The organism is Paenibacillus sp. FSL E2-0151, from assembly GCF_037993015.1.
GTDB lineage: Bacteria > Bacillota > Bacilli > Paenibacillales > Paenibacillaceae > Paenibacillus > Paenibacillus amylolyticus.
Map to the genome: position 1 here is coordinate 4,784,906 of NZ_CP150308.1, position 25,360 is coordinate 4,810,265.

Annotated in this window: 24 protein-coding genes and 3 tRNA genes; 4 read left to right on the forward strand and 23 right to left on the reverse strand. The window is 45.5% G+C overall.

The genetic code is table 11. From position 1 onward, the window contains the following. Positions 1–129: 129 nt before the first annotated feature. The 3 genes from MHI55_RS21535 to MHI55_RS21545 all read right to left on the reverse strand — a co-directional run bounded on the left by MHI55_RS21535 (position 130) and on the right by MHI55_RS21545 (position 2,699). Entirely contained in the window at positions 130–549 is a 420-nt protein-coding gene (locus tag MHI55_RS21535; protein WP_017687369.1) for a hypothetical protein, read from the reverse strand. A 19-nt stretch (positions 550–568) separates the two neighbouring features. Further along, positions 569–1,237 (reverse strand): uracil-DNA glycosylase, encoded by a 669-nt coding sequence (gene ung, locus MHI55_RS21540; protein WP_017687368.1) that lies wholly within the window; start codon positions 1,235–1,237, stop codon positions 569–571. A 241-nt stretch (positions 1,238–1,478) separates the two neighbouring features. Then, positions 1,479–2,699 (reverse strand): MalY/PatB family protein, encoded by a 1,221-nt coding sequence (locus tag MHI55_RS21545; RefSeq protein ID WP_340386854.1) that lies wholly within the window; start codon positions 2,697–2,699, stop codon positions 1,479–1,481. Positions 2,700–2,950: 251 nt separating this feature from the next. Between MHI55_RS21545 and MHI55_RS21550 the strand changes: the two genes are divergently transcribed. Then, positions 2,951–3,658 (forward strand): helix-turn-helix transcriptional regulator, encoded by a 708-nt coding sequence (locus tag MHI55_RS21550; protein ID WP_017687366.1) that lies wholly within the window; start codon positions 2,951–2,953, stop codon positions 3,656–3,658. A 150-nt stretch (positions 3,659–3,808) separates the two neighbouring features. Here the strand turns inward: MHI55_RS21550 and MHI55_RS21555 are convergent, their stop codons facing one another. From MHI55_RS21555 to MHI55_RS21565, 3 genes are all read right to left on the reverse strand, one after another. Further along, a complete protein-coding gene (locus MHI55_RS21555; protein WP_340386856.1) occupies positions 3,809–6,730 on the reverse strand; it encodes an insulinase family protein in 2,922 nt (973 codons plus the stop codon). Between the two features lie 371 nt (positions 6,731–7,101). Continuing rightward, a tRNA-Leu gene (locus MHI55_RS21560) sits at positions 7,102–7,187 on the reverse strand. 416 nt (positions 7,188–7,603) lie between these two features. Further along, positions 7,604–8,062, reverse strand: a complete 459-nt coding sequence (locus MHI55_RS21565) for a general stress protein (protein ID WP_076250801.1) — start codon at positions 8,060–8,062, stop codon at positions 7,604–7,606. A 207-nt stretch (positions 8,063–8,269) separates the two neighbouring features. Between MHI55_RS21565 and MHI55_RS21570 the strand changes: the two genes are divergently transcribed. Next, positions 8,270–8,494 (forward strand): hypothetical protein, encoded by a 225-nt coding sequence (locus MHI55_RS21570; protein WP_017687353.1) that lies wholly within the window; start codon positions 8,270–8,272, stop codon positions 8,492–8,494. 194 nt (positions 8,495–8,688) lie between these two features. Here MHI55_RS21570 and MHI55_RS21575 read toward each other — a convergent pair whose 3' ends face one another. Further along, positions 8,689–9,171, reverse strand: coding sequence for a NucA/NucB deoxyribonuclease domain-containing protein (locus MHI55_RS21575; protein ID WP_076250799.1), 483 nt, complete (start codon positions 9,169–9,171; stop codon positions 8,689–8,691). Between the two features lie 109 nt (positions 9,172–9,280). After that, positions 9,281–10,429 (reverse strand): ATP-binding protein, encoded by a 1,149-nt coding sequence (locus MHI55_RS21580; RefSeq protein WP_076250797.1) that lies wholly within the window; start codon positions 10,427–10,429, stop codon positions 9,281–9,283. Between the two features lie 337 nt (positions 10,430–10,766). Between MHI55_RS21580 and MHI55_RS21585 the strand changes: the two genes are divergently transcribed. Together MHI55_RS21585 and MHI55_RS21590 are read left to right on the forward strand one after the other, a co-directional pair. After that, positions 10,767–10,931: a hypothetical protein gene (locus MHI55_RS21585; RefSeq protein WP_340390624.1), complete on the forward strand. Its 165-nt coding sequence runs from the start codon at positions 10,767–10,769 to the stop codon at positions 10,929–10,931. Between the two features lie 140 nt (positions 10,932–11,071). Then, on the forward strand, positions 11,072–12,295 hold the full coding sequence (locus MHI55_RS21590; RefSeq protein WP_076250796.1) for an MFS transporter: 1,224 nt from the start codon (positions 11,072–11,074) through the stop codon (positions 12,293–12,295). A gap of 41 nt (positions 12,296–12,336) precedes the next feature. Here the strand turns inward: MHI55_RS21590 and MHI55_RS21595 are convergent, their stop codons facing one another. From MHI55_RS21595 to MHI55_RS21665, 15 genes are all read right to left on the reverse strand, one after another. Then, entirely contained in the window at positions 12,337–12,666 is a 330-nt protein-coding gene (locus MHI55_RS21595; protein ID WP_036614785.1) for a DUF1904 family protein, read from the reverse strand. Between the two features lie 159 nt (positions 12,667–12,825). Further along, the gene (locus tag MHI55_RS21600) at positions 12,826–12,939 is read right to left on the reverse strand and encodes a YjcZ family sporulation protein (protein ID WP_081746033.1); all 114 of its coding nucleotides are present in this window, start codon (positions 12,937–12,939) and stop codon (positions 12,826–12,828) included. Positions 12,940–13,055: 116 nt separating this feature from the next. Next, entirely contained in the window at positions 13,056–13,730 is a 675-nt protein-coding gene (locus tag MHI55_RS21605; protein ID WP_340386858.1) for a hypothetical protein, read from the reverse strand. A gap of 162 nt (positions 13,731–13,892) precedes the next feature. Continuing rightward, positions 13,893–14,366 carry an IS200/IS605 family transposase gene (gene tnpA, locus MHI55_RS21610; protein WP_340386860.1) on the reverse strand — a complete coding sequence of 158 codons (474 nt, stop codon included), beginning with the start codon at positions 14,364–14,366 and terminating at the stop codon, positions 13,893–13,895. Between the two features lie 280 nt (positions 14,367–14,646). Then, on the reverse strand, positions 14,647–14,814 hold the full coding sequence (locus MHI55_RS21615) for a hypothetical protein (protein WP_340386862.1): 168 nt from the start codon (positions 14,812–14,814) through the stop codon (positions 14,647–14,649). A gap of 138 nt (positions 14,815–14,952) precedes the next feature. Further along, positions 14,953–16,509, reverse strand: a complete 1,557-nt coding sequence (locus tag MHI55_RS21620) for a tetratricopeptide repeat protein (protein WP_340386864.1) — start codon at positions 16,507–16,509, stop codon at positions 14,953–14,955. 236 nt (positions 16,510–16,745) lie between these two features. Continuing rightward, positions 16,746–17,168: a hypothetical protein gene (locus MHI55_RS21625; RefSeq protein WP_036614795.1), complete on the reverse strand. Its 423-nt coding sequence runs from the start codon at positions 17,166–17,168 to the stop codon at positions 16,746–16,748. A 181-nt stretch (positions 17,169–17,349) separates the two neighbouring features. Continuing rightward, positions 17,350–17,423 (reverse strand) — tRNA-Ile (locus MHI55_RS21630). 56 nt (positions 17,424–17,479) lie between these two features. Further along, positions 17,480–17,553, reverse strand: a tRNA-Met gene (locus MHI55_RS21635). A gap of 71 nt (positions 17,554–17,624) precedes the next feature. After that, complete coding sequence (locus tag MHI55_RS21640) at positions 17,625–17,789, reverse strand: hypothetical protein (protein WP_017687342.1); 165 nt, start codon at positions 17,787–17,789, stop codon at positions 17,625–17,627. A gap of 133 nt (positions 17,790–17,922) precedes the next feature. Continuing rightward, a complete protein-coding gene (locus MHI55_RS21645; protein WP_047843731.1) occupies positions 17,923–19,374 on the reverse strand; it encodes an extracellular solute-binding protein in 1,452 nt (483 codons plus the stop codon). A gap of 20 nt (positions 19,375–19,394) precedes the next feature. Beyond that, complete coding sequence (locus MHI55_RS21650; protein ID WP_036614799.1) at positions 19,395–20,258, reverse strand: ABC transporter ATP-binding protein; 864 nt, start codon at positions 20,256–20,258, stop codon at positions 19,395–19,397. A 2-nt stretch (positions 20,259–20,260) separates the two neighbouring features. Then, the gene (locus MHI55_RS21655; RefSeq protein ID WP_340386866.1) at positions 20,261–23,179 is read right to left on the reverse strand and encodes an FtsX-like permease family protein; all 2,919 of its coding nucleotides are present in this window, start codon (positions 23,177–23,179) and stop codon (positions 20,261–20,263) included. Then, a complete protein-coding gene (locus tag MHI55_RS21660) occupies positions 23,179–24,288 on the reverse strand; it encodes an efflux RND transporter periplasmic adaptor subunit (RefSeq protein WP_047843733.1) in 1,110 nt (369 codons plus the stop codon). The genes MHI55_RS21655 and MHI55_RS21660 overlap by 1 nt, the downstream gene beginning before the upstream one ends. Beyond that, a complete protein-coding gene (locus MHI55_RS21665; RefSeq protein ID WP_081746034.1) occupies positions 24,251–25,198 on the reverse strand; it encodes an ABC transporter ATP-binding protein in 948 nt (315 codons plus the stop codon). The genes MHI55_RS21660 and MHI55_RS21665 overlap by 38 nt, the downstream gene beginning before the upstream one ends. Between the last annotated feature and the right edge of the window lie 162 nt (positions 25,199–25,360).

Here is a 25,360-nt window from a genome sequence, read left to right on the forward strand (position 1 = left end):
CGTTTGCAGCCGGCCGGGCTCCCATTTCAATACACATCAATTTAGAAGGGGTTGTTACTACCTAATATACAGACCAAACATTAAATCCGTATGATCTTTGCATGAAATGAATATTAAATCTTCGTATAACTAACGTATCCCACGGCGTGAACGTACGACAAACATATGCTTGTCTTTACGAAGAACCCGACCATCTGCAAGTTCAACCTGATCCTCGTCATGACGCAGAATCGTCGTGGATAACGCTACAATTTTGGCCCGGCGCCAGATCATCACCTGCGACTTGAAATAGATCGCATTTTCGAACTGAATCGCCTTTTTCATCACATATCCAACCTTGTGCACTTCAGAACGTGCTTTCTTTAAGGGAAGACTCTCTTCGGGAAGAGGTCTGATCATTGCGATATTGTCAAACGATACCTTAATCCGTTTCGGTCCGATCCGTACACATTCCGCTTCTTCATCCCACTCGACCAGCGTTCCCTTTAATGGCTCCCGTATGCCTGTTGCACGATATACCGCTACTTTTCGTCCTATCCAATGTCGCAATGTTCTCACCTCCATCTGTCTAGTTTTCAGGTATCTTCCAATCGATCGGTTCAATACCTTTGGAGGTCAAGAAATCATTGGCTTTGGAAAAGGGACGACTGCCGAGGAATCCACGATGCGCAGCCAGCGGACTGGGATGTGTAGACTCCAGTACCAGGTGCTTGTCCCTGTTAATAAAAGCACCTTTCTTTTGGGCATGACTGCCCCATAGCATATATACCATTGGCTCTGAACGTTCATTCAGCGCGCGAATGACAGCATCCGTAAACGTCTGCCAGCCCAATGCCTGATGGGAGTTCGGCTGACCTTCACGGACCGTCAGAACAGCATTTAATAGCAGGACTCCCTGCTGCGCCCAATGAACCAGAGATCCATGATTCGGAATTGGCAGGTCCAGATCGGCATGAAGTTCCTTATATATATTTTTCAGTGAAGGCGGTACACGTACCCCCGGTCTAACCGAAAAACTTAACCCATGAGCCTGACCCGCTCCGTGATAAGGGTCCTGACCAATAATAACGGCCTTAACCTGATGGTATGGCGTCAGCTTCAGTGCGGAGAACAGGTCTTCTTTGGGCGGAAAGACCGTCTGCGTTTTGTACTCGGCGGCGAGAGTGTAACGAATCTTGTTAAAATATTCGGCTTCCGTCTCTTCCTGAAGCACCTTGTCCCAATCGTTTCCAAACATATGTATAGGCTCCTTTCCCCTGATGAGTGCAGTTTCGTTCAGCCCAACTACTGGGCTCTTCCTTCTGAGAGCCGCATGTCATGCAACTCATAGACTATCCACCATTTTAACATAACCGGGGACAGCAGACCAGAATTGCGCATCAGGGTATACGTTCACCTCGGAATAAACCGTGTTCTTGCTACATTCCGTATACTCATACAAAAAAGTCACCTCGCTATTGCGTGGTGACTTGATGACTTTATACTTGAACGGGCACCTCTTCGACTTCTTTCACAAGCACACTACTGATTCTTCGTAACCCTTCCTGAAGGACAGAACGGGGGCAAGCCAGATTCAACCGAATGCAACCCTCACCATTGGCTACAAACATATGACCATCTTCGAGCAATACACCCGCTTGCTCAGCGAAGAATAAAGGTAAACTTACATTTTGGGGAGCATATGCCGAAATATCAATCCAGGCCAGATATGTTGCTTCCGGAATGTGAAAAACAGCTAGTGGTAGATGCTGCTTCACATACTGTTCTACGCAGGCGAAATTGGCGTCGAGATAACCTTTTAATTGTTTCAGCCATTCATCACCCGTTTCGTAAGCCGCTTGAGTGGCAGCGATGCTCAGTGGGTTTTTGAAACCATAATGGCGTGCCTGCCAGATGTCTCGAAGTTCCTTATTCGGAATGATGACATTAGAGAACATCAGACCAGCCATGTTAAATGTTTTGCTCGGGGACATACATGTAATGATTCGATCCGTATTCGGGAACAGCTTTGCAAGTGGCGTATGTCTTTTGCCAGTTCGCAGCAGATCACAGTGAATTTCATCCGAAATGACCCATACGTTGTTCCGCAGGCAGATCTCACCCACACGTTGTAACTCTTCCGTTGTCCAGACACGTCCAGATGGATTATGCGGGTTGCAGAAAATACATACCCTTACCTTCTCATCCTTCGCCTTGGCTTCAAAATCCTCAAAATCAATCGAGTAACGCCCCTTCTCGTTGATCATATCCGAACATACCAGTTCAAGATTGTTATGCTCCGCAGCTGACTTGAAGAAACCATAAGATGGGGTAACAATCAGTACTTTCTCATCCGACTGACAGATATATTCCACCAGTTCATACAAAGCGGGAATGATCCCGTTCGAGGTCTCCAAATGTTCCTTTGGGAAGGACCAGTCATAGTATCTCTTCATCCAATTCGAAACAGCTTCATAGTATGCCGGATCGAACACCTGGGAGTAACCCATAATTCTACGGTCTAGACGCTCCTTAACTGCATCCAGAATCTCGGGAGGTGTGGCAAATTCCATATCTGCAATCCACATGCGAATAAATTCTTCATCTTTAAATGGAAAAGTCATGTCTTCACTGGCGTTAAAAATATATTGACGGAAACCATCCGTATTCATGGCATTTGTTCCTGTGCGATCAATAATCTCATCAAAGTTATATTTCATAGCTTCTGCTCCTCTATCTGCTTTACTTTTTCAATTGTCGTTTCATGTCGTATTACACCTATTATTTCATGACGCAGGAATTGCATCAAATGTAATACAATCTATTCTGACGAAACAAATGAAGTTTATTGTTTCTCCAAAATAGGTATTTCCGTGAAAAAGTGATATATTTCTCATATAACATCATTTTTATGAATGACTTTCATCATTTTCACGTACTCTCAAGAAACATTGCATAAGGAGAACCGGTTATGAACAATATCAATCAGGAAGTTGGCAAGAAAATACGAAACTTTCGGAAGTGGCGGGGACTGACCATTCAACAGCTTGCGGATCAGATCTTCAAAAGCAAAGGAACCCTGTCCAAATATGAGAGCGGAGATATTACACTTGATCTGGTCACGTTACATCATATTGCTAATGCACTCAACATCCAGGTGGAGCAACTCTTGTACCAAGAACCAAGGCATGCATCTCCCCTGATGAATGCGGTCCCGTCCAGCTTTTTCAAGAACTCCACACGTTTCTATTCCTACTTCTATGACGGGCGTAACAACAGTCTCATTCGTTGTGTCATTGACATGATGGCTCAATCGGATGCCAACCGTTATCGCACCGTGATGTATATGAATGTGAAGGATTTTGAGAACTACCAGGAGTGCGAGAATATGTATTGGGGCCACACCGAGCATTATGATACACTCACCACGCTGATTTTGAAAAATCAGGCCACGCCGCTGGAGAATCTATATATTAATATTCTGGCGTCTTTTCAGGAATCAGAGAAAAAGTGGGGACTGATGGCTGGTGTCTCCTTCAGACCTTTCATGCCTATCGCGCTCAAAATGTTATTCTCCAGAACCCCGCTGCCCGAGAATCAGGAGTTATATAATGAATTAAAAATCTCAAAGGAAGATCTGCGGACCCTGAAAATATACAACATGCTCGCCGTCACCTGAACAACGCAGAGCGTCACACATTCTCATATCATATGGGATGGAGACAGTCCCTCCCCATTAGAAAAGGCACTTCTATAAGCTGTTGGAACCAGCTCATAAAAGTGCCTTTCGCTTTGACGCTATTCGATCAGGGAATAAGCGAGACTACGCTTAGTTTTTAATTAAATCAAGCGTTTCGTCAAACATTTGTTTCTGTTCCTCAATCTTGTTCTCATTACCGATCACGCAGCGCTGTTGCTGTTCAAGTATGGCCGATAAAAGCTCAGCAAAACCGATAATGTCGCTTTCCTTCGTGCTTAACACTTCGTCACGTTCCTGTTGCAGATCCGCTTCAGTCACATTCGACAGATAACACTCCAGAGAGAAAGCTCCTTCGCCATAAGGCGTTCTCGGCGTATCGAGATCCTGAATGGCACCAATGATATAACGCGTCATTTCCCGCTCGTCTGCCCGGAACTCGTTCAAATATTGCGGTATTTCTTCATATACTTTGTACGTTTTATCGAGGTTCGGATCACGATACGATGCAACGTAGCTGTCTCCGTTTCGTCTGAAGCCTGACATACAGCCATAGGCTCCGCCTTTGGCGCGGATATTGGTCCACAAGTAATCCAGAGACAGAATTCCCTGCAAGACCCGTAGTGAACCGGTGTATTGATATCCTTTGTCAATATAATTGCCCGTTTGCACCACGTACTGCACCTCCGAAGGAGAACGGAATCCTTCCTTATGAATAGCCGGTGTGAATGTAAATTCTTCCTTGGCAACTTCATGTGTGAACAGCTTCGCTTTCAGGTCGGATACCTGTTGTTCCAGTCCTTCATATCCCTGCTCATCGGCAGTGTAACTAACAAGCAAATTCTCCGGTCTGAAAATATACCCCGTCAACTCTTGCAGACTGGAAGATAACTCTTCTTTTCTCGCCTCAAAGTTCGCCTGAAGATCCTCAAGCCACTGGTAAAAGGCAATGCCACTTACAGCTTCTCTGAAATCCGCGACCGCTGAATGTTTGGACGAAGACCGACCAATTCCTGCAGAGTGTCCGCTATTGATCAGATTACGTTGCAGGTTGCCTTTCATCTGGGAGGTGATTTCATATAACCGCTTCGAATTATCGAATTGGGAAGTGAACACGATTTCTTTGATCATATCAAAGGCAAATCCAAGCTTGTCATACAACACTTTTGCGTTAAACTCATAGGTAGCCTTGAATTCATTGTGCTTATGCGCGTTGGCATAAGATCCAATCCCGCTATGAATACCGCCTGAATGGATATGGATTTCATTGGACAGTTCATTGAACGAGTAGTTTTGAGTATCCACGTAACCCAGTACATTCTTGAGCAATCCTGCATACGGCAGAAGATGACGTGGCACTTCTTTGATATCAAACAACAGTCTCAGATAACCAATTCCGTTGGTGTAAAGGTTATGATGGAGAATGGTTGTGCCATCGACCTGGTTCACCGTTTGATGCAACGTAGAGGCCTTCGGTTCAATATCTTCAATCGATAACGTCGGAATGACCTGCTGCTGCTCTTTGGTTGAAGGTGTATTCTGATACTCGGCGAGTGCCTCCGTTTTCTGAATCAACGTCTGAACTTCTTCCTCACTAAGACCAGCCTGAATAGTTTTCAGACGTTCTTTCAACGCTTCCTCCTTGCGTGAGTTCAGCCCCTTATCCGGGGTAAGCGCCACAAAAGAAGTATGTGTGTTTTGCAAAATATATTTCTCAATCAGTTGCTCGAAGTAACCTTCGTTCATTTTTGTCCGCAGTTCAGCAAATACGTCATTGGCTTCCAAATGAGTGAAAGGTGCTTCTTCATCGTACAACCAGCTTTGCAGGGAGGAGAATCCGTAGATCAGGCCTTTCGGCATTCTGCCATAGTCCGCTTCCCTGTGATTGAACTCATACGAGTTAATTCCAGCAAGCAGCGCTTTTGGATCAAAGCCTTCTTTTACCACACGCTCAAGCACTTCTTTGATCGTTCCCAGGAAATCCTCTTTGCTCTCCAGGTTGCTCTTCTTCAGTCCAACGGTGAATACAGGCTGATACAGACTGTCATCATAGGAACCGTAGACGTCCTTCGCAATGCCCTTATCCAGCAACGCCTGTTTCAATACCGCTCCCGGAGCGTTCAACAGTGCGTATAACAAAATTTGGAAGGAAATGTTCAGTTCCTTGTCCAGACTTGTGCCGATCACTGCATTGTAGGTCAAAAAGCTGTTATCCACTTCCGATTCCGTACTTCCAGCAGAGTAAGTCTTAACTGTGTCTACCCGTTCTGCAAAGGCAGGTTGAAGTTGAATGGCCGAATCAATCTCGATTCGATCATATGCACTCAGGTAGTTTTCATCCAGCCATTGCAGCTTCTCTTCCATATCCATATCCCCGTAGAGATAGATGTAACTGTTGGAAGGATGATAGTATCTCGTGTGGAAATCCAGCAACCCCTGATACGTTAGATCCAGGATAGCTTCCGGGAACCCGCCAGACTCGGAGGAGTATGTGGTATCCGGGAAAAGGGAGTTCAGCACTTCTCTGCGCACCATTCGTTCCGGTGAAGAAAAGGCCCCCTTCATCTCATTATATACAACTCCGTTGTAGGTTAACTCATCGTCAGCAGAGGTCAGGTTGTAGTTCCAGCCCTCTTGTAGAAATATCTTTTCATTCTCATAAATATTTGTATTCAATACTGCATCCAGGTAAATATCCATCAGGTTATGGAAGTCATGATCATTACGACTCGCGATCGGATAGATCGTCTTATCGGGATACGTCATGGCGTTAAGGAATGTATTTAATGAACCTTTCAGCAACTCAACAAAAGAATCCTTGGCCGGAAATTTCTTGGACCCACAGAGCACGGAGTGTTCGAGAATATGGGCTACCCCTGTATCATCTTCCGGAGGTGTGCGGAAACCGATACTGAATACTTTGTTGTCGTCCTGATTGGATAAAAGTACAATTTTGGCTCCGGATTTCTGATGTTCCAACAGATACGCATCCGATTTCAGTTCTTCGATTCTGCGCTCCTGTAACACCTTGTATGGCTTAAGCTGTTTCAACATAAACTTGAGTCCTCCGTCCATAAGATTGTTTTATTGGTTTTGTGACTCTACATAAGTTCAAATATGTTTATTTACACGGGCACTCCGATGACAGAACAACATCTGTCCTCTCCGTTATCGTGTACATGTGTAGTTGAACCTATATCGTTCAGCAAGGTAAAGGTAATATATGCCTACGGATAGTATACACCATTGTTCTCTCTCTTCATAAAAGTCAGGTAAATGTCCCTTCTGATATGTATTATGCAGGGTTTATGTTTATGAGCTGCATGGTGATGTGGTCTGCAATGAAGTGACGATCATATTAAAGAACACAAAAAAAGATCGCATGCAGCTTGGTTAACAAGCGTCATACGATCTTCTTTTTAAGATGCCGAGGACCGGGATCGAACCGGTACGGTAGTCACCTACCGCAGGATTTTAAGTCCTGTGCGTCTGCCAATTCCGCCACCCCGGCAGGATTATGTATTTCTTGGCGACAAGAAATATCTTACCATGAACTAATTAACTTTGCAACACTTTTTTATAAAATAATCTAACTATATAAGTTTAACTAATGATTTACACGATAACGGAGAGGACAGAAAAAACTGAAAAAGCGAAGCGTTCGCCTTTATCACCGGATTTCCCCTTGAGAAGAGGGAATCGAAAAAATCTGGGGATAACAGCGATTAGAAGGTTATTCTGTCATCGGAGTGTCAGTGTAAATAATCTTTAGTTCAACTTAAAAAAATGAAACAGGCACTGCAAGCGTCAGCTCACAGTGCCTAGGAAGTCCGAGTTGCGGTCCCGGACTTCCGGTAAACCAATCTATATTAAGGGAGGTGTGAGATAAGAATACCTCCCCAACATTAAAGAAACCTAAAATCAGCCTTAAATTAAACTAAAAAGTAAAATAGGTCGAACACGAGCCGCTTCTTCCTCACTGCACTCCACGATAACCAAGATATGGTCCTTTAACAGCCAATCTTCGTAATACCGCGCATCCTCCTCCGAGATTCCCGCTTCAGTCAGTGTAAGCACCAAATCATCGGTCTCACTTCCAATCTCATTACCAGCGAGTCTACGCACTGCATTTCCGATCGACATCGTCTGATCCATTCGCTTCCCCAGACCAGCCAATATGCCTTTCAGAGCGCCAAAGGCACCATCTGTTCCGGCACCCTTCAAAGGTTTGGGTAGCCCCGTCTTTTCGCTCACCAGCTCCAGATTAAGCTGCTCCTTGGCCACCGCTCCTAAATTTTTCTCCTTGACGCCTTCCTCTTTCACCTTATTCAGCATAATTATAGCCTCGTTCTCGGTACGGGCCAGCCCAATAATCAATTGTGTCATTCCGTTCCCCTCCTTTTACCCTAATATAACCCCTTAATCCCCATTCAAAAACGGTTCGTCCACAGCTAAGACAAATCACCTAGAAGAATGTTGATTTCTCTTCTGGAAATCTATACCTAGTTCTGATAGACTAGATAAAGAAGACAAATTAACCATTGAAAACATTGACATATGGATTTAACATCTCATAATCAGGAGCAATGACTTATGAAAAAAGAGGTAGAAATTGCCATCCGGCGCAAGCAACAGATCATGGTTCGTAATACAAGCGGTCAGACGGTAACCGGATTTCCCGAGCGTACCGCTGATACATCCATTCTTTCCTTACGTACGGTCCACGGCAGTCTGTGGATACCGTTTGATGAGGTGGAACATGTTACGCGTCTGTTAAGCATCCGGTCTCATCATTTAAGCGGAATGCAACTCGTTTAGTCGGCTCTGTAATCCTAGAAACTCCAGTTCCCGTATAGATACGTTAACTAGATCTATTTATGCCAGCACTTTACACCAAAAAACCAGACGCATGCACGTCTGGTTTTTCTCTTCTACTTATCCTGTACCACGCTGCCACTGACCTCACAACAAAGGCCTTACAATCCTTATTTCTGCCCAACCATATCCTGTTGTTACTTCACTACAAACTTCACTCGTGTTCCATCCGGATATGTACTTAACTGATTCCCTACCCATGAACCTGCACCACGATTATCCTTCGGGGTAATGTACTGGATATCTGCACCTGTTCCTCCCTCAGCACACATCGCCATGGGCCACTCGTCACGATCCTTACCTTTTTTGACCGGAACACCCTTAAGTGATAGATCCCGATTGCCTTCCGCTCCATTACGATTAATGGTGCATACATCCGAATGCCCTGCCTTGATAGCAGCTTTAATATGGTTGGCTGTTTCGGGGTAACGCTCTGAAGGGAACGTAATGGTATGGTCTACACTCTTATTAGTCCCACCGAATGGATTAGGTATCTCCTCGGGCCATTCTCCCCCAGCCCAGGCGTAGAGGGCTACCAGCAGCATCGCTACCAGCGTCAGAACCTGCTTTTTGAAACCTTGTTTACCTTTACGCTTTCTTCTTGTGCGTCTCTTACTCATGCTGTGTCTCCCCCATTCAACACTTGCATTATAACAGAACGCCCGTTCGCAAAACAATCCAATATAATAAAAAAACAGCCGAGACCGCCCGGCTGTCCTGCTTGATTGATTATCCTACATTGGGAATGGCCTGTTGGCGCAGCAAGGGCAGTGTCACCTCAAACTGTGTACCTTTCCCCTCTGTACTCTCCACCGAAATCTGACCATTCATCAGTTCCAGCAGTTCTTTGCAGATGGTCAGACCAAGACCGCTTCCGCCAAATCGGCGCGCATGGGAGATGTCGGTCTGGGTAAATGCATCAAACAATGGTTCGATCTGATGCTGAGGAATGCCAATTCCCGTATCACGCACAGAAAATACCAATACAACGGTATCCATCAGTTGTTGTCTCACATCCACCTGTAACTGCACTTCACCTTGTTCCGTGAACTTAATTGCATTACTCAGCAAATTATCCAGTACCTGCCGAAGTCTTAGCGGATCACCGATAAGCACATCAGGAACATTCAGATCAGCATGACAGAGCAAACGAATTTGTTTATTCCGTGCCGCAGGTTCATGTGTCTTCACAATCTGTTGGATCAGCTTCAACGGCTGAAACTCAATGTTTTCAACATCCATTTTGCCTCTGCCCAGTTTCGCCATATCCAGGCTATTGTTAATGATGTTCAGCAGCGCCTCACCTGATTGACGTGCAAGCTCCAGATATTCTGTCTGCTCATCCGTAGTTTCACCCATACTGGCAAGTTCGATCATGCCCATAATGCCGTTAAGCGGGGTACGAAGCTCGTGATTCAGCTTGCCGATGAATTCCAATTGCCCTCTGCTGTTCATCTCAGCCATGGAAGTTGCAAACTTCAACTGCTGTTCGGCATACTTCCGTTCTGAAATATCGTATTGAATGCCTACAAAATATAAACACTCTCCGGATTCATTAAAGATCGGATCGATATTCAATTCGTTCCAGAACTTCTGACCACTTTTTGTATAATTTAAAATATCAATCTTAATGGATTGTTGTTTCTTTATTGCATCACGAATCTGCATTATCGTTTCCGGGTCTGTATCCTGCCCTTGCAAAAATCGGCAATTGTGTCCGACAGACTCTTCATACGTATATCCTGTCAGTTGGGTAAAGTGTTCGTTTACATACATGAGCGGAAGCTCAGGCAAGGTAGCATCGACCACCGTCACGGAGGATTTCACTTTCGAGATGATAAATTCCCATTGTAATGAGAGTTGATTATGTTGGCTCATGCCTTCCTCCTTCATCTCACACACATTAATGTTTATATATTCTGCAATCGTACATTATAAGGAGAGAAAACTAACCAGTCGGAATGTGTTGATATTAAATCAATATATTTTAATTGTAACATAGTTATTCAAGTCATGTGGTTTATGGGTAATAGTTGATAACTAACATTCCACAATAACCTAACTACTCACCAGGAGGAACATACATGAAATTTCTGTTAATTATCATCATTATTATTTTGATTGTAGTCTTTTTTACCAGACGCAAACGTTAAAATAAGATCCGTTATGTAAGTGAGAAAGGAAGATGGGTATGAGAACCCTCTTTTTTATATTCATGGTACTCTGTATCATCAATCTCTGTTTCCCAAAATTCGGCTGGTATCTGCGCTATGGCTGGATTTCCCGGGGCGAAGCCGAACCCAGCAGGCCTTATATGACTATGGTCAGAACGACCAGCCTGCTGATGTTGCTTATCGCCTTCACACTTGCTATGGCATGAACTATAGGCATTAGAAGATGACTGCCCTGTTGGGCAGTTTTTTTGTGATGAAATGACGGGAAAATGATAACTTTGTTTGTGGTGCAATGATGACAATGCCCGTAATATAGATATATCGTTTCGGAAAGGACATCATTGGCATGAACATCGCATTTTATCCGTACTGGGCCGCCAAGACGCTGCTCTCGCTTATTAATGTCATATATATCATGGTCATTACTACATTCATATACGGTCTCACTGGATCGGTACTCTCTGCTGCAATGTTTCCACTTATTCAGATCATTGCACGCATAATAGCCGGTCTCACTTTGCCATTACTTGTGAACCGTTTCCCATTCTCCAGACTATTGATCAGCATTTCCATAGCCAAAACATTAATCATGACCTGTATAGCCATTTCGTTGAATCACTTGATTTCACAACTGCCGCTTATATTGCTCGGAGTGATTGCATTATCCTTCTTGGACGGATGGGAAACTCCGTTACTGAAGACTTTAACGCCACGATTGGTTCAAGGTGAAGACCTTATAAAAGCAAATAGCCTACTATCTTTCTCCAATCAGACTGTAACCATTGTCGGTTACGCCATGACGGGATTCGCCGTGATGAACTGGGGGGCGTCACAGACCTTCTGGGCAGCTACAAGCCTGTCCTGGGCCGTTCTGATCTTCATGATTGCCATGGGCTCGCTCACACGGAATGTAGAACAACCTCAGAAATCTGCTGTATCGCGGAATGTATTGAGGGAAGGTTGGAGTATACTTTGGAAGAATCCATCATTACGGCTGATTACGCTTATGGGCATTGCCCAAGCACTTGCGGGTTCCATCTGGATCGGAGCTGTTACGCTGGCCTTTGCAAAAGAAGCTCTGGGACGAGGAGAAGGTTGGTGGGGACTCATGAACTCGAGTTACGCTGCTGGAACCATGCTTGGAGGTATTCTGGCTCTTGCACTAGCCAAACGTATTCAGAAGCATCTAATCGCTAGTATGACCATGGGTTCTCTTCTCTTCAGCCTGCTGACCGTCGTTTATGGTCTAAACAACCTGCCATGGCTCGCTCTGGTGTTATGCATACTGATGGGTCCAGTTCATCAGATTCGTGATGTGGCTCAGCAGACAGCGCTTCAGAACAGTGTACCTGTCGAATCCCTAACCAAGGTATACGCCACCCATGGCGTCCTGATATCCACGGTTATGAGTGTATCCATAGTTATCTTTGGTCTAGTCGCCGATCAACTGGGCGTTCGGTGGGTATACCTTATCGGTGGAGCCTTGTTTATTGTATCTGCGATATGCTCATTATCGTTGAGCAGAATTCACAGAAACCATCCCATTGCTAAACATACGAAAAATATGTAAATCAAAAGAGACGAGCAACATTCTGCTCGTCCCTCACAATCTCAATCCAATCGATAATCTGTAAGCGGCTTGCCTTTTTTATAATACAAAGTAGGTGACAATATATTGAAGAAAATGTGCACATCCGGCATATATGCTTCTTCCAAAATAGCTTGCACCGACGATGCAATCCGATTATGAATCTCCTGGTCACGTTGAAACATCAGAATCTCTATAGAAGCCGGAGAAGGTGTTAGCGCTTGTACATCATGACGCTCTGCCTTCATTCTCTCCCTTGGAATATGAGTAATTAGGGCCATCTGCTCTGTAATTTGGGGTACAACTTCCTCTAGCTGAGGACCTGTGAATCCTTTAAAGCGAATAAACGGCATTGCTATCCCTTCAATCTCTGTTAATAGTCTCTTATGTGATTTTAAGCACATTGTTTTCAGTTGTCAAATGTCATGGATGGCATATGTTGTTTCTTATAAACAGGAAAAGCCCCGCTGAAGTCTCAGCGGAGCCACTGTTTGCACGTTTCTACACGTGACTTACAGCCAGAAAGATTTTGTGATGATCACGAGCAGGATGAACAGCACGAGAATTGCACTTGTAGAAGTCCATCCGCCACCAGTATTACAACAACCGTATCCAACTTGACTCATTTGATTGGCCTCCTTTGAATTTCAAGGTATGCCATAACATATGCGTATTCCGTGCAAGTGACCGGGCGAATCGGCAAGTTCAACAGCCCATTCATCCGGGATTCATACCCGTTGATTTAACCGGATAGGGCTATGGAAATTTTCAGTTGTTTTTCTTGTGACTCCTGAGGTAAAGGGTCTGTATTTCCTCTGTCCAGAAGGATTGTACGAGTACGTGTATCACTTCGGGATGCCAGAACAACCTCTCCATCAGGTGTTATGCAATAGGCGATTGGAATGGAGATCTCGCTATCACGGTACGAACCATCCGCATGGCTTGTCCCCATGACAATACATTGATGCTTCAAGGCGATCTGTCGAGCCTCTTCTACCCACTCACTGTACTGCTCTTCACTGAACATGCCCACACCAATGGAATGCATCACAATGTCCACATTCCCTATATTCTCATTGCGAAATCCTTGCAAGACCAGCTCATCACACAACAAAGTGCTTATTACCCAACCCTGTTCCTCAACCCTCTCAGCAGGTGTATATTTAGCTTTCTCCAATACAACCTCTCCAGCCTTACTGATGATAATTGATCGGTCCTTTGGACGTTCGTCCAGTCTGCGATGACCTGAGACAATCATGGTCCCATATTCAGCCGCCAACCTGCAAGCTTCCTCAACATTTTGGTTCAGATAACCTTCAGGAAAAAACAACATATCCGCATCAGGGTGTTGCTTGAGTTCGGCTTCAAGCTGCAGCAAATGCTGTTCGAGCCTCGGTTGTCCAATGATAATTTTCATCTGGTATCCCCCATTCAATAATCAGGACCACCCGTCCAACGGGTGGTTTGCTCTTGGGGTATAACCCCCTGTTGCCAAACTGCGCCTAAAGACGCTAGCCTGACAGCAGGGCTGTTCAGGCTCAGTGTTATTTGTCACTTTCACTCACCAGTTAAACTGGTTTTACTTCTTTTTGCTCCGATGACTGCTGAATGGATCTTCGTATTCTTTTACGCTCAGCTTATCTAACGCTTGATCATGTGCTTCTTGTTCACGAATATACTTTCTTACCGTTGCTTCATTTAGACCCACTGTACTCACATAGTACCCTTCTGCCCAAAACTTTCGATTGCCGTATTTATACTTGAGCTGAGCATGCTTCTCGAATATCATTAGCGAACTTTTTCCCTTTAGATATCCCATGAACGTTGAGACAGCTATTTTCGGTGGAATCGCTACCAACATGTGAACATGATCGGGCATCATATGACCTTCTATAATTTCTACTCCCTTGTACTTACATAGACGTCTAAAAATTTCGATTAAGTCTTTTCTTACTTGATTATAGATTTCTTTCCGTCTATACTTCGGGGTGAATACAATGTGGTATTTGCACATCCACTTTGTGTGAGCTAGGCTATAGCTCTTGTTTGCCATCTAAGACCATTCCTTTCTTTGAGCCTGAACATCTCAATTTTATCGGAATGGTCTTGGTGGTCAAACCCTCGATCCCTCCACCCGCATAGCGGGTGGTTTTTTGTTTCGCGCGTTTCACGCACTCAACTGGCTAAAGCCATAATAAAAGCCGGTTCATACCTGAATAAGGCACGAAACCGGCTTAAAGGTTATACGGACAGAACTCCTGCTCATCGTACATCACTTCATGAGTAATTGTTTCTCATGTTATTGCTCGGTGAAACAGTTGAATGATATGTAGTTAGACATTTCTACGTTCAATACTATCATAGATGGCCTGCCCATCATAGCTTCGATCTGTAGCGATATCCTTCACCAATAGGACACTGTTTTCATTTCCAGATAAGATACTCAGTGCCCCCAGCACCCAAGCAAGTGGATATAATGCAACGGATAACATTTTCTTCATAGCGCTGTCTCCTTTATGTACTATAGAAATAATTGGTTGAATATCCCATTAATACGATTACAACCCAATTAGGTTTCAATTTTATATACAACCATCACTATTTCTAGACATATAGGAGACAAACTAAAATTGTTCCGTTCAGATCAACTCGAAACTCTGGAGCAACGCTGCTGCTTCTTCATGATCAGGTTCCAGAGCCAATACTTTATGCGTATATGACAGGGTTTCTTCTTCCAGTTCAAGTTCGTAACAGCACACAGCCAAATCGTACAAGACAGCTGGATTATGGTTACTCGGATCTGCAACCAATGATATCTCCAGAAACCGTTTTGCATCCTCATACATATACATCTCATATAATAGCTGCCCTGCCAGAAATGCGAGACCTCCTTGCTGCTCCATCACATAGTAGGACGACCACATCGTATGAATACCAGACTGAATATCGAGCATCTCCTCATCACTTGCATCAGGAAGAAGACTGGAAATGTGGGTAGCACTGTGAATCAAGAACTCCGCATCATACCCGCCCAGACGCCAAAACGGTAAAATATGCTTTAACTCCATACTCTCTATTCGAGAGTCTACCCATTGTTTCATGCTGAAAAAGTCATCTGGTCCAAACCGTTCAACAAATCGATGGTAGGCCAGACGTGTGTTCACATAACTGATGGGTTCGTCCACCATCAACATACACCCAACGTTCAGATCTTTGTAATGATGTGTTGTGAATCGAGTATGAGCGCCCTGTTGTTCAAGAACAAATTGAATCGCATGGTAGTTAGCCGTTAGAGAAAAACTCCCGTGAAGAACAAATTCTGGTGGCTCTGCGAACTTCCAGTTATCCAGGCGATGATCCCCTTTATCAGCGGTAATCAACACATAACCTGACTGTGACAGCTTGTTCAACCGTTCGAGACAGGACAACCCGATTGCAGGGAAAAGAATGTGCGAATCCTCCAGTTCCTCTTTGTACAATGTAATAAGCTCCTGATATGGATAGTTATCCGCACTGTATTCCGGCGCTCGGCGATACTCATAACTCAGTGTCATGTTCTTCAGCATCTCAGCGGGCTCAAGATCAAGACGACGATCCGGAGACTGTACAAGCAGATCACACTCATAGATCTCGCCATCCCCAATGTAGATTAATTCCTGTGGAATGCTGTCAAAAAAGTAATTAGCAATCAACAACAACGGTTGTTTCAGATCACCGGGCTGAATAACCGTGCCTGCAACGACCAAATTCAATTCCGTATCCGCTACAGCGTCAAAACGCGCAAAATCCACTATACCTTGTTGAATAAAGGATTGCATGGATGGATGCTCCTGCCAACCTAGCACATTCTCCGCTACGAGATCCGTCATCACATATCTGAAAGGCGGTAAAGGTATTCCAGCAAATTCCTTTAACTCAAGCAATTTCAGGAGAACTTGATGTGCCAAACGCCCTACACCCGCTCCAAGTTCAAGAATGGTTACGGTCTCGTTGATCTTTCCTTTGTTCGAAAGGTCCTGAAGAAAGCCAAAGATCATCTCTGCATACGCCGTGGCAATCATCGGATTACTCGTAATATATTGAGGGACTTGGTTCTCTGTCCAAGCTTGTAGCCCCTTCTGTTCATAATAAGCTCTCTGCCAATCCCATACCGGAGCTTCACTGTAACGAAAACGTTGACTTTCATTTGACGTCATTAAATGGAAACCTGCTTTCTATCACTAATTTCATACGTTTCTCAGATGTTCACGTATTATTCTATGTCCAATACCATTCAATCTCTGTAATGCATTATATCATAGAACCCTACCTACTCGATGAAGTTCAGTTTTCCCCTTCAACAGGAAAAAAACCTGCTTTTGAGGGCAGGTCCTTGAGGCCTTTCAATTAAGAAGACTATTGATCTAGTTTACTTAGGCAAGGACGCTCAACATTAGTCGGAATACACAGCTCCATCAAAGTTCTCAGGGCCTACACGGATCGTACCGAGCAAGTTGGAACTGATAAATGCAGTGTACGTCAATTGAGGTGTGATAGGCGGGTTGAAGTCATCTGCAGAGAACGTAATAATCTGAGGTGCAAGGACACTCAAGCTAAACGTAGACGTTGCGGAATAGATCACAGGGTCCGTAGCCAAAGTCCCCCTAACAATTGTAATGGTTACACCAACGAGTGCCAAAGGAAGTTGCACAGACACCGTACCTTTGAATTGTACCCGTGGGTTTGCCCCTGCTCCTGCTGTTTGCAGACCAATCTGGCCGAATAATTGTGGTGTATTAATAACCAGGATTGGTATTGCAATAGAGTTAGCCAAACTCGCATTCTGAGATGTTCTTGCATCAAGAAATTGACTCATGAAATCTACCTCCTATGGGTTGGGATAAGGTAGTATATGCGAGATTTGAGATATGGCATGGACATACATCGTGATTCGAAAAAAAGGGCATACTAGAAAGACACCATTACAAGATACCTTTTACTTCAAAGCTTACATGCAGACAGAAAAAAACCCTTGCTAGGCAAGGGTTTTAAGAGTATGGGCCCTACAGGACTCGAACCTGTGACCAATCGGTTATGAGCCGACCGCTCTAACCAACTGAGCTAAGGGCCCTAGACATAATGTATAACGTGCAGATGATGGCTGTGAATCATCCAAGTGAAACTAAATTGCGGGGGCAGGATTTGAACCTGCGGCCTTCGGGTTATGAGCCCGACGAGCTACCGGGCTGCTCCACCCCGCGTCAGTAAGAAATATTAAAACAGCGACTTAATTAATATACACCATTCTATCCCAATAAGTCAAGGGGTAATGTCAGGGAATAAAACGTACACCGTAACGTCCTTTACGTGATCGATAAACTTCCACTTCCGCTGGTTCATTATGACCGTAAATCCACCCATCCTGCTCCATACGTTTCGCCAGACATCCTGCCTGAAATTTGGTTGCATACAACTTGCTGAAATATACCCAGTGCATACCGCTCGTCCTTTCCGGAGTCGTCATTTATTCCTGCTTTTTGTAGAATACCCCATTTTCATAAAAATAGCCGCCAAAGATTAAAATCTTCAGCGGCTATCCTTAACTTATGATATGACTACTTCATCAAATCTCATTGAAACGTAGCTTTAGGATCCTTTTTCAATTTCTCCAGCATCTCGTTTCCTTTAGCTGCCCACTCACCAAGCGCTTCTTTTGGTGTCTTTTTGTTCTCTAGTACTTGGTTGAAATATTCCATACCTTTTTCATTGACTTGCCATAAGCCTGGGGATTTTTGATACATTTTATCCAGATTGGTATTTGTTGGAGGAATTGGCTTCAGCGCATAGAATGCTTGAATGTTATAATCCAGGCCGTCTTTGGGCTTAATGAAGCTCTTACGTGATACCATCTCATAGCTGCTACGTGCTTTGATCTTAGCCCAGTCCTCACTGTTCATGTACTTGATCAGTTCCCACGCATCATCCGGGTTCTGAGCCGCACTATTAATCGCCATGAGGTTGCTCAGGTAGATGCTACCTCCAATTTCAGGAGCTTCCGGGTGAACTGGAGGTGTTACCACATCCCAATCCACTTTCGTAAAGTCTTTCATTTTATCCGCATTTTTATTGGCATCAATTAATTGATTAATGTAACTGTAATCACCAATAACCATGGCTGACTTGCCACTCAGGAATAGGTCACCCTGTACTGGATCATAACGTCCATTCGGATTCTGATCCTGCGGTTCGTCGCCTTTAGGAATAACTTTGTCAATCGCAAGTTTGCTGATGGTGCTCCACACTTTCTCCCATTGAGGAGAATCTACGGTCATCTTCTCTGCTTTGTCATCAAACGTCTTCAGCTGCAACGAGCTGTAGTATTGTTGCATGGAGTAGTACGGCGAACCTCCCTGATATGTCGTGAAGGAGAAACCAAATACATGATCTTTACCTTCACCTTTCGTTAGACGGGTACCCAAATTGAAAATATCGTCCCATGTCATGTTGTCCGTTGGCGGTTCCACGCCTGCTTTTTCAAACATACCCTTGTTATAGAACAAAGCCGATGAGGAGAACGTTGGTGTCAATGCATAGATGCTCTGATCCCCAAGGTCCTTAATTCCCTCCAGTACACTAGGCACGATATCACTGGTATCAAACTTATCTTCCTGCATCAGTGGGTCCAGCTGTTTCACCAGATTCTCCTGAATTAATGATTTCACTGTGGCGGTATCGGCCACGATAACGTCAACCGGGTTATCCCCAGTCATAATCTTCTTCAGACTCTCCATTGTATCTGGAACTTCCGGCTGTTCTTCCGTGTTGCCATACCCATACATGCTGCTCTGATCAACAGCAGCTACAATTTCGATGGTTACATTGGGATGTGTCAATTCAAAAGCATCGGTAAATTGCTGACGGAAGTAACTGTCATCTTGTCCTCCCCACAACGTAGCCACACGTAATACACGCTGCTCCGTATCCTTGGCCTCACTTGCCGTACAGCCGGCAATCAGCGGCAGTGCTAGCGTCGCAGTAGCGATGACAGCCAGCACACGTTTTCCCCACATACTATTCTTCATTTCCCAGTTCCCCCTCTTAATTATCTTGGCGGTGTAATGACAATACGTTCACCGTCAAATTCCAATGTCGCCCGGTTATCAATGGATAAGGCCTCCAGATACTCTTTTGGCACCTGAAGTCGTCCTGCACGGTCTATAATGACAAATGCTTCATGGATGTCTGGCATACCCGCCTCGGACAAGTTATGCTCATCATCCAGATTCGGGTTGCGCTTCACAAACTCGGTACTGGTCAAGCCGTCCCGGATCGCTACGATCCGGTCTACCTTGCCAGCAAGCGTCAAGTCATGGGTAACGATGACAATCGTAACGCCGAGTTCCTTGTTCATTCTTCGGAAAATGCCCATGATTGTATCACATGTCTCAGAATCGACCGAACCGGTTGGTTCATCTGCAAGCAGAATTTTGGGACGATTGGATAATGAAATCGCTATCGCTACCCGTTGCTGCTCTCCTCCTGACAATTGATGCAATTTGTTATGCATCCGATCCTTAAGGCCTACCCATTCAAGCAACTGTTTCGCGTAAGCACGATCACGCTTGCCTCCCAGAATCATGGGAGTCTCCACATTTTCCAGTGCAGTGAGATAAGGCAGCAAGTTACGACCGTTATTTTGCCAGATAAAACCTACCGTATGACGTTTGTATTCGACCAATTGAGCATCTGTCATCTTGAGCAAATCCCAGTCTCCCACAACCGCGGTACCAGCCGTAGGGCGATCAAGTCCGCCCAGAATATTCAGCAGCGTGGATTTACCACTACCGCTGTTACCGATGATGGCCATCATTTCACCTTGATTGACAGTCAGGTTGAGACCCTGAAGGGCAACGACTTCCACATCGCTGGATTTAAAAATTTTGACAAGTCCTTCGCATTGGATCACGTTTACCTCTCCTCTCCCATTTTGACTGCCTGGTGAACCCGCAATCTGCGAATCTGCCAGAGCAACATCGTTGCACCAATGACCAGCATCACTACGGTGACCCCATACAGTTGCAACATATCTTGCTGTTCAAACACAATCCGGAACGGAGGTACCTGAGCAGATACATTATCCGTCGTTTGCAGGAATGGCAGGAATAAACGACTGGATACCTGACCAATCCCAATACCTAGCAGGATCGACAGCCCCGCTGTGAACACCTGTTCCAGCAACAGCATTCCGCTCAGTTGTGCACGGGATAAGCCCATGGCCCGCAATACCCCAAACTGTACAACACGTCCAGACAGGTTGAAGAACCAGTAAAGCACGTATCCGATCAATGAGATAATAACTGATACCAGGAACCCAAGGCTCAGAATTCCGAATACACCACCTCTTGATGGATGTTTCCCCTGAGATACCAATTCGGTACGTACGTCACGCACAGACGATAACTCAATGCCTTCTGCTGCAAGTTTCTCCATTAAAGGAGCCACTTTGGCATCCGGTTCCATTTTCAGCCAAACCTCATAAGGAATCAGAGGCACCTGATCATAGATGTAATCCAGATTCGCCACGAAGAATGGCATCTGATCTGGATACTGGGCTGGCCAGTAAGGAATGATCCCGAAGACTACGAATTCAATCGCCTGTCCCTGTACACCCATGGAGACGAGGTCTCCAGTTTTGAGTTTGAACTTGTCAGCAAATTTGGAGGAGATCAATACAGCCCCTTCATATTTACCAAGCAAGTCAAGGTACTTGTAGGGATGTGCCGGGAACAGATCGTTGCGGAACCATGCTACTTGAGCAAAGTCCACATTATCAATTCCGACCAGCATCCCCTGTCCGCCCGATTTACCAGAGACGATAATATTACCTTTAGTCTGCAGTACTCTTGCTGCATGTTCAACCCCGTCTAATCTGCGGAACACTTCGAATGGAGGTTCGGAGTAGATGACTTTGGATGGCTGCGAAGAACCGCCACCACCTGGAGCACCTCCACCGCCATTGCCTCCGCCGGAACCACCACCAGCAGAACCTCCTCCTCCATTGCCACCACCTTGTTGACCTCCACCAGTACCGCCATTCTGTCCGGAACCACCGGGTTTAACCTCAGGTGTTCCTTCCCACACAGTCTGCATAATCACATCAGAACCATAACGGTACAAGGTACGCTCAGTGGAATTCAGATCAATCGTCCGAGCCGCAGCCGAGTTGTACACCCCAAGTCCCAGTGTCAGTACAAGGAGGATCATCAGCGGATAATAGGAAGAAGATGATCGCGATAGCTGTGTTAATGTCAGATACAACGGGACCGGGAGAAACTTGCGACCGATCAACTGAATGAGCTTTAATATCCACGGGAACAAGCGCAGGAAGAATAGTCCAAGCGCAAAGATCGCGAGTGCGGGTACAAAGAATAGAAACGGCTGTACCTGCAACTGATCGGTTGTCATTCCCGTCTGGAAGGTCAACATTTGACGTTCATAGAACAGGTAGTATCCATATCCAGCCAGACCCAGCAACACAACGTCCAGGAACCAGCGCTGCCATACCGGAGCACGGTCTGTTCGTGCTTGCCGCCGTTTAGCAGATACAATGGTTGCCCTTGCATAGGTTATCGCAGGGATAAGTGATGCGATGATGGCAACAAGGACCGCTGCTACGCCCAGGAGAATAGCTTCTTTTGATACACCGATCGGAATAGACTTCCGATCTACGAACGAGAGAAAGCCACTTGCAGAACCGATACTCTTGGCCATAAACCAACCAAGCAACGGCCCAATAACCAGCGCAATAGCGCCCAGAAATATGCCTTCAAGTAGGTAAAGAGAGAAGATCTGTCGAGCTGAAGCTCCACGGCTGCGCAATACCGCAATATCACTCTCTTGCTTCTGTAATGACTGTCTGGCGTTCATCGCAATAAAATAAAAGACCATCGCAATCATCGGTGCTGCCAAGGTAAACAGCATCGTCTGCAATTGCAGACTCTGACTGCGGAACTGCTTGAGCAGATCACCAAAGGTGATGTCCACTTTTGTATCTTTCAGCCGCTGGTACAGATCGATATCCAGCCTTTCCAGCATGGAAGTCAGACCTGATAACTGGCTGGTTTGAATTTCTTTCAGATCAAAGGCATAATACCAACGTGAATTTTGAAGTGGAATCCCTTTTTCCTTCAGTAAAACATCATTAAAAACTGATTCATCCACATATAGTCCATTCATCATGCCGTCAAATCCTTGTACCCAGTAAGGGCTGTTCGGATCATCTGCCTTGAAGGAACCCGTAATCTTCACACGTAACGTGATATCAAGACCGCTATACACCGGATATTCCAGAATGTCACCGATATGCAGGTCGTTACGGTACATACCCTCTTCCAACATGACTGCCTCGATCGTGTCATCTTTGACCTGGTTTCCAGGTTTCACCCCGGCAGAGTAATTCACCTGTGCATCCAGTCCACTCATCGTGCCCAGACTCATACTGCGCGCCCTGCTGGCATCCACTTTGGTTGGATCTTCCGGGCTCACCTCTGTGCTGCGAATAGATCTTGAATTCACATACGTATGAAAAGGAAACCCGATGTCGCGCGGAACATCCTCACGAATATAACGATCTACTTCATCCAGACCCCGATTGTCTGTCTTCACGCCACCAGGTGCCTGATAACTCATAAGCAACGAACCGGCTGGCAACCCTTCACTGTTATCCTGCAGCGTTTGCGCGACGACCCGTTTCAACGCACCATCGGCATACATTGGAATACTGACGGTGAACGCTACCGCCACAATCAATCCGATCAGTGTGCTGAAGGTCATCCAGCGCGTGTTCCACATTTTGCGGAACAGCAGCCGAAGCAATGGCAGCCCCATTAGCGTCCCACTACTTTCTGACCTACGGTCAGACCTTTCAGAATCTCAACATCTGTCGATGTCTGCTGTCCAACTTCAACGTCCACTTCACGCTTGCTGCCATCACTCTCCACCACTTGTACATACGTTCTTGAACCGATGGAGCGTAAAGCGGATACAGGAATCACAATTGCGTTCTCGGTACGCTGCGTTACAATCGAGACCGATAGTGGTGTGCCACGTTCGACGCCTTTTGGCATTTTTGCAAGTGTAACGATAACATACTTATCCAGCGTTTCCTTGGTTGGAGGCGTACCGCCTTCCCCCGTCCCTTCGCCACTGCCGCTTCCCGATGCTTCCGCGATAGGCATAACTTTAATTTTGCCAGCGACTTTACCGGCTCCATTAATATCTACTTCTGCCTTCATACCAGCCGAGAACTTCTCCAGATCTTCCTTGGCAAAGGTAGCTGCCACAACCAGATTCGATGTATCCGCAATCGTAGCAATCGGATCATACGCTTTCACAGCTGCACCCTTCTCTACCTGCACAGCAATAACGGTACCGCCAAACGGAGCTGTCAACGTGGCTTTGCCCAGTTGTTCCTCCAGATCAGCGAGTTCCTGGCGTAGTTCTTCAAACGCAATCGTTGATTCTTCGAACTCTACCGGGTCCATCTCATCCTTCTTGCGGAGTGTTTCCTTCATTTGAACTTCGGATTTGCGAATAGCCAGTTTCTTGCCACGGATCTCCTTCTCTACACTCTCCACATCGAGGACAGCAAGAAGTTGACCCTTTTTCACTTTATCCCCTGGTTTAACATTTAACTCTTTGATATGCATGCCATCAAGCGTGAAGTACACCTTCTCTTCCCGTTGACTCATCATCTTGCCACTACCACTTACTTTTTTCTCCAACGTTTCCGTTCGGACTTCATATTCCGGTTTCTTGGAGATCGTTGGTGGTGTAATAGGCGGAAGTACTTCTTCCTCTGTTTCTGACGGCAGCAATGAGCAGCCGGACATCGTTGCAACCATTATCGCACCGAGTACAATAATCGCTGCGCGTTTCCCCCTCTTCGGAGCGGCCCCTTTACTTGATAAATCTGCCGTCCGCCATTTCATAAACATGGTCCGCAACCTCCAAAATTGTAGGATCGTGTGTAGTCATACATATCGTTACTTGTTCTACTTCAATAATATTGCGGAATACGGCCATGACCTGAGCGCCCATCTTGGAATCCAGTTCAGCTGTAGGTTCATCCGCAAGCAACAATCTGGGTCTATGGGCAATCGCCTTGGCTATAGCCACCCGCTGCTGCTCTCCCCCGGACATCTCGAAAGGTCGGTGCTTCACCCGTTTGGATAGTCCAACCAGATCCAGACAGTGACCAACCCTGTCCTTCCACTCCGCTCGCGGAACGTCCGCCATGCGCAGCGACAGTTCTACATTTTCCCAAGCAGATAATAAGGGCATGAGTGCATATGCCTGGAAAATAAAACCGATCTCTTTGCGCCGCAAAGCGGTCCGCCGCCGGTCTCCCCAATCCTGAAGAGGCTGACCAGAGAATAGAATGTCTCCACTTGAAGGCTGATCCAGTCCACCGAGCATATTCAGTAGTGTTGTTTTGCCTGAGCCCGATCGCCCCTTCAGCATGACCAGTTGTTGCGGATTCACTTCCATATCAATGCCTTTGAGCACATGGATAATGCGACTGCCTGTCTGGAAACTGCGATGCACGTTACGCACCTCCAGTACAGGTCCATCATATGGAGGCAGCATATCCTTCTTTGGTTTGATCTTCTTCTGGGGTTCATCAACAGTGATGACAGCAGCTGCAGCCACTTCATCTGAAGCGATTTCACTTTCAGGTAACGGAGGTTTACTCGTCGGGTAATCATGTTCATTGTTGTATGTATTTTCCCCCGACTCCGTCGATGCCTCCAACGGCGTTTCCCCCTGTTGATGTTCATCGCCTGACTGGCTCTTGGCAGGTCTTTTTCTGAGAAATAAATTCTTCATGCCAGCAATCACGCTCATCCTTTCTTAAAATCCCGTTCATTTCTTCAAAAAACCTAAAATTAGAAATCTGTTCCATCCTACACTGAATTATAAACGACCGATCCCAACTAAAAGTTACAAGCTTTTTACAACGGTAGAGGGAAAAAGTTAATATTTTGATGAACAAACAAAAAAAGCACC